General features: G+C 33.7%; 9 protein-coding genes. 8 read left to right on the forward strand and 1 reads right to left on the reverse strand.

Going from position 1 to position 12,813, the window contains the following annotated elements; translation table 11 throughout:
- Positions 1-13: 13 nt before the first annotated feature.
- Positions 14-2,338, reverse strand: a complete 2,325-nt coding sequence (locus tag IPJ23_15265) for a DNA polymerase II (GenBank protein MBK7632035.1) — start codon at positions 2,336-2,338, stop codon at positions 14-16.
- A gap of 70 nt (positions 2,339-2,408) precedes the next feature.
- Between IPJ23_15265 and IPJ23_15270 the strand changes: the two genes are divergently transcribed.
- The 8 genes from IPJ23_15270 (at position 2,409) to IPJ23_15305 (ending at position 12,782) form a co-directional block, all read left to right on the forward strand.
- Entirely contained in the window at positions 2,409-2,762 is a 354-nt protein-coding gene (locus IPJ23_15270; protein ID MBK7632036.1) for an MmcQ/YjbR family DNA-binding protein, read from the forward strand.
- A gap of 78 nt (positions 2,763-2,840) precedes the next feature.
- Positions 2,841-3,200, forward strand: coding sequence for an H-type lectin domain-containing protein (locus IPJ23_15275; GenBank protein MBK7632037.1), 360 nt, complete (start codon positions 2,841-2,843; stop codon positions 3,198-3,200).
- A 144-nt stretch (positions 3,201-3,344) separates the two neighbouring features.
- Entirely contained in the window at positions 3,345-4,325 is a 981-nt protein-coding gene (locus tag IPJ23_15280) for an Omp28-related outer membrane protein (protein MBK7632038.1), read from the forward strand.
- A gap of 58 nt (positions 4,326-4,383) precedes the next feature.
- Positions 4,384-6,465, forward strand: coding sequence for a T9SS type A sorting domain-containing protein (locus IPJ23_15285; protein MBK7632039.1), 2,082 nt, complete (start codon positions 4,384-4,386; stop codon positions 6,463-6,465).
- An 86-nt stretch (positions 6,466-6,551) separates the two neighbouring features.
- Positions 6,552-7,292, forward strand: coding sequence for a T9SS type A sorting domain-containing protein (locus IPJ23_15290; GenBank protein MBK7632040.1), 741 nt, complete (start codon positions 6,552-6,554; stop codon positions 7,290-7,292).
- The gene (locus tag IPJ23_15295) at positions 7,293-7,799 is read left to right on the forward strand and encodes a TlpA family protein disulfide reductase (protein ID MBK7632041.1); all 507 of its coding nucleotides are present in this window, start codon (positions 7,293-7,295) and stop codon (positions 7,797-7,799) included.
- Between the two features lie 74 nt (positions 7,800-7,873).
- Complete coding sequence (locus IPJ23_15300; protein MBK7632042.1) at positions 7,874-9,418, forward strand: hypothetical protein; 1,545 nt, start codon at positions 7,874-7,876, stop codon at positions 9,416-9,418.
- 331 nt (positions 9,419-9,749) lie between these two features.
- Positions 9,750-12,782, forward strand: a complete 3,033-nt coding sequence (locus tag IPJ23_15305; protein ID MBK7632043.1) for a TonB-dependent receptor — start codon at positions 9,750-9,752, stop codon at positions 12,780-12,782.
- Positions 12,783-12,813 lie beyond the last annotated feature (31 nt).

Raw genomic sequence — 12,813 nt, forward strand, 5'->3', positions numbered from 1 at the left:
GAAAATGATGAGCTTAAAAGAAACTTAATTGATCATTCTCTGCGATTGAATCAAAGTTTTTTCCGAGGAGAGAAAGAACTGAATCAGCAATTGGCTTTAGTTGTTTTTCAATGTAATGATCGTAATCAAAATCATTGTGCTTTAGTTCAATAGGTATTGGTCCGCGCTGTGTAATTGCATAATAAATTACATCGCGTGGTTCGTTAAGTAATTTAGCAGCTCGCGCATGCGGTGGAACATTTTTAGTATAGTCTTCAACATCTTTTCTCAATCGCTTTCTGTAAATTAATTTGTCGTCAAATTCGCCCGACTTAAGTTTTTGCACTTCACCGCGAATCCAATCTTCAACTTCAGCACCATCAAAAACTTTTTGGTACAATTGAACTTGAAATTCCTTTGCAAGTTTTGTCCAATCTGAGCGCACGAATTCCATTCCAACAAATTCTATTTTTTCTATTCCGTCTTTTGTAACCAAACCGGCGTATCTTTTCTTAGCTCCAATCTCAGCACCGCGTGCAGGAGTAATAATAAATTTTCTATAATACTTTTCAAACTCTAATTCTAAATAAGATTCAACTTTAAATTCCTTTTTAAGCCGGTTCTTCCAATAGTGGTTAAGTTCTTTAACAATTTTTTTACCCTGCACTTCACCATCATCAAAAGAAATATCTTTTAGCATTACGAATAGAGAATCTGTATCACCATAAACTACTTTTAACCCCTTGTTCTCAAGATAGTCTTTACTCCCGAGTAAAAGTTTGTGTCCACTTCCTGTAATTGCCCGCGGAAGATCCGGATGATAAAATCTACATCCGTAAGAACCCATTACGCCGTAAAAACTGTTCATTAAAATTTTTATTGCCTGAGAAAGCTGTTTGTCCTTTTTCTTTTTTGCAGTATCGCGCAGCTTCATTAGTTCATCAATAAAATCTGGAAGAATATGAAGTGAAGATGAAAATTTATAACCGTTTAATGTGTGTATAGTATCAACATCTTTCATTAAAAGCGAATAAGGATCAATCTTAAAAGTTTGAATGATAGATGGATACAGACTTTTAAAATCCAACACGATCACATTTTCATAAATACCGGGATTAGGTTCAATCACATATCCGCCCGCAGCGTGTTCGGATACGTGGATATCTTTTAAGTTGGGTGCAACAAATTCTGCACGATGTAAGCGTGGTAAATAAAAATGATCAAATGCAGCAGTCATCATTCCAAGTTGATCCATTAACAAACCAGATATTTGAGCTCGACGAACTGAAAGCTCTACCAATCCTGTTTTAGAAAAAATATCTGTAACAAGAACGGCATCCTGTAAATTATATTCTGCAAGTGATGTTTTATCTTCTTTAAATAAGCGTTCAATCTCTTCTATTTTATTTTCATCGGGGGTGATAGTTTTTCCGATTCCTAAAAGTTCTTGCGCAACTGTTTCAAGTTTAAAATCCTCAAAACTGAAAAATGAAGCTCGCAGCATGGATGGACCATCAATTACAACTCTGCCCGTAACTGAAATAAAATGTCCGCTTGGTTTTCTTTGTCTTATAGAAACCCTTCCGTTTGCACGTGCAATATCCAAGCTGATTCCAAGCTCACGGCATTTGTTATCAAGAAAAAGAAGATCAAAACCAACTACGTGCCAACCAATCATTATATCAGGATCAGCATCTTTAAACCATTTGAAGAAATTGTTAAGCAAATCTCGTTCATTATCAAAAAAAGAAATTAGATCAGATGGACGTTTTGGTTTTTCACCAATCATAAAAACTTTTTTGTCATCTCCCTTTTTTCCTGTAATGTGTACAGCAATTGAATAAAGCTGATTTGTTTTTACACCGGTTTCTATATCTATTGAAGCTATCACAAATTCTGGTATAGTGTTGTAAGACTCGATATTTGGGTCAGTAAATCGCACAATAGAATTTCTCTGTTCCGCAACTCCGGTAATTTTCATTTGTGAGTTGATGGATTTTTCCATTAAAAATCTTCTTAATGGATCAACATCAGATTCATAAGTCGTCTGATTTGATTGGTGACATGTTTCTACAAAAGCAGTTAGTGATTTTTGAGTGTTAAAATAAATTGCATCAACAGGCTTGTTGTTAAAATTTCTAAGTTTGGTTTCTTTTCTAAGATAAGTTTTTGTTAACGGGTTTTGCACCACATCTTTTTCAACAAAGAAAACGGGTTTATTATTTGTAATAATAATCTCAACCGCACCAAGCTGATTGCTTGTTCCAATAAACTTTAAAACATTTTTGCCACTGTAATCGCTCCATTCTCCAGTTAATAGAAAAACTTCTGTGGTGATATTGTTTACATTTTTTTTCATTTTTATTTAGATTGTTGAGTGTAAGTTAAGAAACACAATTATTATAATCTTTAGCAAGAAATAATAAATCATGAATATAGAATCAATAACAAATTATTGTCTTACAAAAAAAGGCGCTGTTGAAGATTTTCCTTTTGATGAGGATACACTTGTATTTAAAGTCGGTGGAAAAATGTTTGCGCTTATACCATTAGAAAAAATTCCGTTACAAATAAATTTAAAATGTGATCCAGAAAAAGCGATTGAACTTAGAGAAAACTTTGAAGATGTACAGCAGGGCTGGCACATGAGTAAAAAATATTGGAACACAATTATTCTGGAAGGTAACATTAAATGGAATGATTTAAAGGGATGGATAGATCACTCTTATGATGAAGTTGTAAAGGGATTAAAGAAAAGTGAACGAGATAAAATTGGCAAATAGAATTGTTGACATCTATCACGAACTTAAAAATTTAGATTGTAATTAGAAAACACAGCGCTTAATTTTCAAATAAAAAATATGAAAAGTATTTATACCCTCATCCTATTTCCCCTTGTTGTTTTATCATCAATTTCAATAAATGCACAGACCATACAAAGCAGCAGCTGGTCAATGAACCAAAGTCTTGAGGGCTATTCTCTTGATAAAAATAACGGTGAACGAACAATGACAATTGATGTTAAATTTGAAAAACCGTTTAATAAAAAACCACAAATAATTTTAAGTGTTACACAAATTGATTCTGACAAAGAATCAAATGTAAGATATAACGCTGAGGCGATATCTATTTCGAGAGATGGCTTTACTTTAAGAGTGCGAACATGGGCAAATTCAAAACTATATTCTGTGAGCGGGTATTGGGTCGGATTGTTAGAATAACCAATTCAAAATACTTTTTTTCAAGTATAAAACCAAAATAAAAAGTCTTTGATTAATGACTTCCAATTTTTAATTTGACTCTGTCAATTAATAGTGATAGCGCTTAAAACGGGCCTGCATTATTAACAAAAGGAAAGTCATACTATGCACAAATTTCTTTTACTACTTCTCACAATTTTAATTGTAAGCTGTGAAACCAATCCGCCCACTACACCTGTAAATCCAGTAATCGAATATGGAACAATTAGAGTAACATCTAATGTATCCGGAGCTATGATATTTCTTAATGGTACATCTACGGGAAAAATTACTCCTGATACTTTAACCGCTGGGGTTGGAGGCAATGAAATTAAATTAATTAAAACTGATTTTGATACATTAGTTGTAACTGTTAATGTAGAAAAAAATAAAATAACAGAAACTAACCCCAATCTTTTTGCAACAGACAAAATAGTTTTGATAGAAGATTTTGCAAATGTTAGCTGCGTTCCATGTGTTACAAGTAATAAAATTATTGAACATCTTGTTAATGCTGAATTTGGAACATCAAAGCTTATTGCTATAAAATATCCTACAAATTTTCCTTCTCCCGTTGATCCTTTTTTTCTGGCTAATAGTGCCGATTGCAATGCAAGAATGGGGTATTATAATATACTATTTGCGCCAACCACAATAATTAATGGTAATTTAAGACCAACGTCTACAGATTCAATCGATGTAAAAGATAAAATATATTCTGAGTTTACAAAAGTACCCACATTTATTATTAATGTTTCCGGCAATATAAACGGAAGTGATTATACAATTAGTATTTCTGTTAATGTAAAAGATATTAGTAATATAGATTTTTCCAAGCTTGTGCTTCATACTGTAGTAACCGAAACTAATATAGAGTTTGCAACTCCGCCCGGTTCAAATGGAGAAACAAAATTTTATGATGTAATGAGAAAAATGCTTCCAACTAATCAGGGTGAATCATTATCAGCTATAAACCAGCCTGGAGTGTATAATTTTCAAAGACAGCTAACACTAAATTCGGCCTGGATAACGAGTAACATTCACACAGTAGTATTTATTCAAAACAAAGACACAAGAGAGATTTATCAAGCAGGATCAACATTTTAGATTATTAAAAGGTTCTTAGTTAACACTATTTATTAATTTTCAGGAGGAGATGTTATTTATGAAAAAACTGTTTACTCTTTTTTTATTATTGTTCTTACCTAGCTTGGCTAATGGGCAATCACTTTTAAATGTTGATTTCTCAGGCGGTTATCCACCAGCAGGGTGGTCGATTGATTTACAAGCGGGCAACTGGTCTGCTGTCTCAAGTACAAACGCTGGTGGTGTTGCACCAGAGCTTCGACTTAATTGGTCCCCGCAATTTAACACAACCACACATTTTATTTCTCCCGTTGTTAATCTTACAGGAATTTCCACAGTTACTTTTCAGTTTAAATATAATATAGATCATTATGGCGGTGCCTATACTGTAGGTGTTGCAACAAAATCAGGTGCAGGTACTTGGAACACAGTATGGTCAATCGTTAATCCTTCTGCAAGTACGCAGGAAGAAGTAACAGTGCCCATTACTAACTCTGATTTAGGAGCAGCAGATTTTCAAATTTGTTTTTTCTTTGCTGGCAATTCATATAATATAAATTACTGGTACATTGATGATGTTAAATTATTTGTACCGCTTGCTCACGATGTAATGGTTAAAAATATTGTTATCGATCCAGAGTACATTGCAGGAACACCCTTTACCCCGCAAGCAGAACTAACAAACTTTGGATTAAATTCAGAAACATTTAATGCAACTTGCACAGTAAAACTTAATGGTGCACCTGTTTACACACAAGACTGCTCACCAATTACACTTGGAGCTGGTAATAACCAAACGGTTTCTTTTCCAGATTTTACACCATCAGTAGCAAATGATCTTTATGAAGTTACCGTTACTACAAATTTAGCTGGGGATATGGACTCGACTAATAATAGTAAAACAAAAGGATTTGATACTTACACCACAGAAAGACAAATGGTTATTTTAGAAATTGGAACAGGTACATGGTGTCAATATTGTCCCGGTGCATCTATGGGTGCACATGACTTGTTAACAAATGGAAAAAAAGTTGGCGTTATTAAAAATCATAATGGAGATACATTTACAAATTCCTATTCTAATGCAAGAAACACTTATTACGGAATAACAGGTTATCCAACAGCATTTTTTGATGGTGTTGTATCTGTTGTTGGAGGAAGCAATACAGTAAGTATGTATCCAACATATTTACCTATTTACGATGCTCGAAAAGTTAAAAATTCTGCTTTTTCGATTCAGTTATATGGTCAAAATAACGGGCTAGATTATGCACTAACAGCCCGCGTTACTAAATTGGCTAATATTCCGGCATCATATGCTAATTTAGTATTGCACCTTGCTCTTACTGAATCTGAAATTCCTTTTAGCTGGCAGGGGCAAACAATAGTTAACAACGCGCAGAGATTAATGGCCCCAAATGAACTTGGTACAGCTTTAGATTTTTCATCAAGCAATGTTGTTGATGTAAACTTAAACTTTACTGTAAATGCAGCCTGGATCCTTGCTAATTGTGAATTAGTATCTTTTATTCAGAACCTTGATGGAAAAGAAATTCTACAGGGAACGAAATTAGAATTAGAAAATCTTGCACCGCTACCTGTTGAATTAACTTCTTTTGTTGCAATAGCTGCTGCTGGTAAAGTTAATCTTAACTGGGAAACAGCATCCGAAATAAACAATTCCGGGTTTGAAATCGAGAGATCAATTGACGGCGCCACTTTCTTTACAGTTGGATTTGTAAGAGGAAACGGAACAACTACTGAACCTAAAGCATATTCTTTTTCTGATGAGTTAATTGTAAATGGAACCGAGACAATTTACTACAGATTAAAACAAGTTGATTATAATGGTACATTTGAATACAGCGATATTGTTTCTGTTGTGTTTGATCTTCCAACAGAATATGCGCTCGGACAGAACTATCCGAATCCATTTAACCCATCAACAAAAATAAAGTATTCTGTTCCACAAAGCGGATTAGTTTCAATAGTTGTTTATGATTTAACAGGACAGGAAGTTGCGACTATTGTAAACGAAGTTAAAGAATCAGGTAGTTATGAAGTTAATTTTACTACCTTAGGACTATCATCTGGTACATACTTCTACAAAATGATTTCGAATAATTTTTCTGAAGTTAAAAAGATGAGTATTTTAAAATAGTTGTTTTTAAAGGAAGGAACTTAAACTGTTCCTTCCTTACTATTTATTTTTAATAAGTGAAATAATATAATATCATAGGATAAAAGATGAATAAAACATCAAGTATAATAAGTGCAATAATATTTTTTCTATTGTCATCCAGTTATTCTTATTCTCAGGATATTGAAGTTGTTGTTCACAGAACCTTTATAGACAGTACGCTTGGCTCAGAAATGGTTTTTGATTTTGAGGTAATTAATATTTCACAATTTCAGCAAACAGTTTTTGAAGTTAGAACAATAAATGATCTTCCTGCTAATTGGCAATCTTCTCTATGTTTTGGAGAAACCTGTTTTCCTCCGTTTTTAGATAGTATTGCAACTACACCGGATTTCGGGACAACTCCCCCTTTAAATCCGGGGGATACTCTTACAACATCATTACACATTACGGGGTTACAGAATGATGGAACCGCAAATGTACAGATTCAAGTTGGTACATTTAGAAATCCAACAGTAAGAACTTCTATTGATTTTCTTGCCACTGTAAATCCTGTTTCCGTAGAAGATGAAAAAGTAGTTGTAAAAGATTTTTATCTGCAGCAAAATTATCCAAATCCGTTTAATCCATCCACAAAAATAAATTTTGGATTAAAAAAAGCAGGCAATGTTGAAGTAGTTGTTTATAATATTCTTGGAAATAAAGTAGCAACATTATTAAATGAATATAAACCTGCAGGTAATCACTCAGTTACCTTTGATGCTTCTAAGTTAAGCAGCGGGGTTTATTTATATAGAATAGTTACTAATGAATTTGTCCAAACAAGAAAAATGATACTGGAGAAGTAAATGAAATTTTTGTATTTAATTATTTTTGTGGTTTTTGTCTCTTTACCAATTCTTGCTCAAAACGAAGAAGATTTAACAGGAAGAAAAGCCCCGAATTTTAAGCTTGTAAATCTTAGTGGAAAGTATGTTGAATTAAACAACGAAACCGGCAATGGTCCAATTCTTTTAAGTTTTTGGGCCACATGGTGCAAACCTTGTTTAGAAGAAATGGCAGAGTACAATAAAATATATAAAGAGTATAAAGACAAGGGATTTAATTTACTTGCTATCTCTACTGATACAGAAAAATCTGTTGCAAAAGTAAAACCATACATAAAATCCAAAGGATATGATTTTACTGTTCTTTTAGATACAAACAGTGAAATTGCTAGAAAGTATTACGCTCAGCAAATGCCTTACACAGTTTTGGTAGATAAATATGGCAATATAGTTTACTCGCATCTTGGATATATGAAAGGTGATGAGAAAAAAGTTGAAAAACTAATATCAGAACTCTTGGGAAAATAAGTCTTTTAATCTTTTGCTCGAGGCGCGCAATGATTTTGACATTATGTTGTAATTATTTCAAATCAAAAAGAAAAATGAAAATATCAATTTACCGTACTGCTCTTTTATTTATAATAATATCATCAACACAAATTTTTAGCCAGGCAGATAACCGTTGGTTTTTATTACCCGATGGACTTGGAGTTTCTAATCAACTTGAATACTCTTATAACATTGATAATAACACTGAAATTTTTGAAAACTGGTTAACATTAGATTATAATAAAAATATTTTTAGTGCAGGATTAAGATTTGAGGCGTTTCAACCTAACGATCCGGATCCATCAGTTAGCAGAGGCAAAGTAAGATATGCTGATATCGCCTATAAATATTTTTCTGTAGATATCGGAGATGTTGAAGAAGGGATAAATATTACTGTTGGAAATTTTTATAAACTTTTTGGTCGTGGAATGATTTTAAAAAGTTATGAAGATAGAAACATTAGAATTGATAATAACCTTCTTGGCGTAAAAGTAGAAGCAAACTATAGAGATTTTTCTCTTACTGCGCTCACAGGATCAGCTTCTAACACTGTTAATGAGCGACAGGATATTTTACATGCCATTGATTTACAATATCGCGGATTTGATATTATAAAACTTGGATCATCATTTGCCTCCAACCAGTCGGCAATTGATGGGATTGCTAGAACAACATTAGCATCGTTCAGAGTGCAGCCATCAATCTGGAATTTTGACGGCTATGCTGAATATGGAATAAAAAGTAATAAAGATGATCAGCTAAAATATTTTAATGATGATGAATGGAAAGTTGGCGAAGGTTTTTACGGAAGTTTAAATTTTTATTATGATGCCTTTTCAGTGGTTGGCGAATATAAGTATTACGATAATTTTGCATTTACATCCAATGACAAAACAATTTTTTACAACACTTCGCCATCGTTAAGAAAAGAATACACATATCAGTTGCTTAATCGTCATCCATCACCATTAGATCAATCTAATGAAGAAGGCTACGCAGTAGAAGTAAATTATAATATTTCAGATGAAACATCAGTTGTTGCTAATTATGGTATCACCAACACATTGCCTTTAACTTCCTACTATCAACGAGTAAATAATTTCTCACTTCCCATTTTATCTCAATTAAAAGAAATTTATTTACAAGCAACCCATAGTTGGAATGAATCATTTACATCAATATTAGCTTTTGGTTATAATGAGGAGTTATCCACAAACACAAAAAACATCACACCAATTTTAGAAAACAAATTTTACTTTGATGATATTAACACAATAAAATTAGTATTAGAACATCAGCAGACAGAAAATCTAACAACAGATGAAAAATATTATGATGATGTAATTGCTATTGAATATTTACGCTCACCAAATTTTAATGTTTCGCTTGTAACAGAAATGCAAACGAAAGAACCAGAGGCGGGTAAAACAATTAGAAAAATATGGAGCTTTATTCAATTTGGGTACAAGCTTGGTAATCACAGTGATATAAGTTTGCTATTTGGGTCTAGACAAGCAGGCAATATTTGCATTGGTGGAATTTGCAGATACGAACCTGCTTTTCAAGGAGTTGAGTTAAAAATTCTTACAAGACTTTAAATTATTTTAGATATTACGACAAAAAATTGCCAAAAGTTAATTATTTAAAAATTTAAATATTCTTGCTTTATTTGTTGACTTTAACGCATTTTTTTAGGACGTTGTAATATGAAGTTTAGAAATCTTTTAAAAAAGGAATGTTTATCTGATTGATTGATACATTTTTTACAAACCTTAAATACAATTCTTAGTATCAATCTCATTAAATTAAGATTACTGAAAGTTAATTGCTTTTTTTGTTGATTTGTTCTTTTAAATTTGAAAATTATTTTTGATCGATCGTTTAATTAATTAACCACCATCATCTGTAATCTAATCAAGGAGAGATCTTATGAATAGATGGTTTACTATTCTATGTGCCCTTCTGTTGCTACCAACACTCCTGTTGGCTCAGTCGGGAAAAATAAAAGGAAAAGTTACTGACCTTTCATCTGGAGAGCCACTAATTGGTGCCAACGTTTTAGTTGTTGGATCATCTTTGGGCGCTGCTACAGACGTAAATGGCGAGTATACTATTTTCAATGTACAAGCGGGTGTTTATGAAGTAAAATCCTCATACATCGGCTACCAAACAATAACAGTTACAAACGTACGTGTTAATACTGATCTTACGACCAGTGTAAACTTCCAACTACCCAGCGAAGGAATCTCGGTTGGTGAAGTTGTTGTGGTTTCGGAAAGACCACTTATTAACCCAAGTAACACAAACGCTATTAGAACTACTTCAAGCGATATCATCGAAGATTTGCCTGTAAGAGATTTTAATAATATTTTGGCGCTAACACCCGGTGTTGTGCTGCAAAATCAAAATATTTATATAAGAGGCGGCCGTGTTGACGAAGTAGGATACTATCTTGAAGGCGCTAACATTACTAACCCTGTATTAGGTGGACGTGGTGTTAATATTGTTCAAGAAGCAGTTGAAGAAATTCAGGTTCAGGCTGGTGGATACACAGCTGAATATGGCGGCGCAAATGCAGGTATCGTGCGTACTCAACTTAAGTCCGGTACTTCCGATCTTAAGTTTAGTGTAGCTTACGTAACTGATAATCTATCTTTTAAAAGCAAAGACAACAGATTTGATGGCGAGAAGACATTAGGTGCTTATCAGTATGGTTATAATGAATTTACAGGAACTATAAGCGGACCTCTGTTTTCAGATAAAATTAAATTCTTTGGTTTAATAAATTCCAACTGGAAGCTAGATCAAAACCCATTACCTTTCCCAGGTATTAATCTTGGTGTAATTACGGATCAACAATCCACCACACCAGAAACAAATTCTATAAATTTGGTTTATCCTGCAGGTCCAACTTATGGAAATCAAAACCAAACATATACTGGCACAGGTACACTGACCTTTGATATGAACCCATTAATTTTTAGGCTGACCGGTTCATATACAGACACAAAAGGCGGCAATGGCGGCGGCGGAAATATAAACCGATTATTAGACCTAAACAGAATTTCAATTTTTGAAGGTTCTAATTCTTCTTTTACTGCAAAGATGACACACATCTTAAGTCCAACTACTTATTATGAAATAAGCGGAGGATATACATATAGCTTTACCCAAAATATGGACCCGTTGTTAAGAGACAATTGGGAAGTATATGGCGACAGCGCTGCAAATGCTGAAGTCGGTGCTGTTTGGAACAGAACCACTAGTGATCTTGAAAATGGAAGATTTGGCCCATATCAAAGACCAACTTCTTATGACGTTCTTGGATTTTTCTTTAATGCCCCAGGTGATATTATTGCTAATTATAACAAAAACAAAAGAGAAGCATTTAATATTAATGGAGCATTTTCTACTGAAATAGATAAAATTCATTCAATAAAAATTGGCGGTGAATTATCTATATCCACAATTAGAAGTTTCAATTTTGCTGCAGGTAGAACCGCCGCTCAATACGCAAATGCAGTTTTTACAAATAGCCAACTCCCCGTTCCATTGCCGATCAATGATGTTATGATTGGTTTAACGAATAGTTATGGGTTTGACCATTTTGGTAATGAAACAAGCACTGATTTTAATGCGGGCGCGGGCGTAGATGACATAGGACTTTTAGCTCCTAAAAAGCCGGTGTTTGCAGGTGCTTATATTGAAGATAAAATAACATACAAAGACCTTATCTTAAATTTTGGTTTAAGGTATGATTACTTTGATGTTGATAACCTAACACTCATAGACCCAACCCGGCCTGAAACAGCAATTGATTTTGGTACCAACAAAATAAATCCAGCTGGATTAGGAAAAACTAATACTTTTGATGCCGTAAGTCCTCGTCTTGGTTTTTCATTTCCTGTAACAGAACAAACTGTTTTTCATGCCCAGTATGGTAAATTTGTTCAGCAATCCAGACTTGCTGATATGTATCAGGGAATTTATGGACTTGGTACACAATTAAGAGGCGGATTTTTTATTGCAACTCCTGTTGGTTTAGATGTAAGACCAACAAGAACAACTCAATACGAAATTGGATTTACTCAACAAGTTGGAGAATTTGCTTCATTTGATATTACCGGTTATTATAAAGATATTCAGAATCAGGTTGAATTTGATATTCAAAGCACTGCTTCCGGATCACCATATCAGTCTTATAACGTGCTTAGAAACGGTGACTTTGCAACAACTAAAGGTGTTGAAGTTTCATTTAATTTGAGAAGAGTAGAAAATCTTCAAGCTAACGCTTCTGTTTCCTTCCAGGATGCACAAGGAACAGGATCTAACCCAAATTCAAAAGCGGGTATTGTTGGCGCACCTTTGGATGGTGTTACAATATTTAGACCTAATTACATTTCTCCACTCGATTTCAATAAAGCGATTACAGGAAATGTAAATTTGGATTATAGATTTGCTGCTGATACTGAATCCCCAATTCTTCGCGAATTAGGACTTTCTGCTCTCTTTAGCTTTGATAGCGGGCATCCGTTTACACAAGGACAAGGAAAGGGAAACGCTAATGGATCACTAGAGGGTGATAACAGATTTAGATCACCGATCGAAGCATTGAACTCATCAAGTACTCCTTGGGTTAGCCAGCTTGATTTAAAGATAGATAAATCTTTCATGATCACTGATAAGTTACGTGCAAATGTTTATTTCTTTGTTATTAATGTTCTTGATGCAACAAACATCACTAATGTTTTCCTAAGAACAGGATCAGCATCTGATGATGGTTATCTAACCGATCCAGGATTAGGTGGAACATTAAAGACCTATCAAAGAGAAGAATATGAAGCAATGTATAGAGCAATTAACGTTGATTATTATCAGGGTTACCAAGCTGTTGTACCTGCTGTTGGCGTATTGTATGGTCCTCCACGCCAAATTCGATTTGGATTTCAATTAGAATACTAAAATTGATAGTATAAAAAAATAGGAGTTTCAA

The sequence above is a fragment of the Ignavibacteriales bacterium genome, assembly GCA_016709765.1.
Lineage (GTDB): Bacteria > Bacteroidota > Ignavibacteria > Ignavibacteriales > Ignavibacteriaceae > IGN3.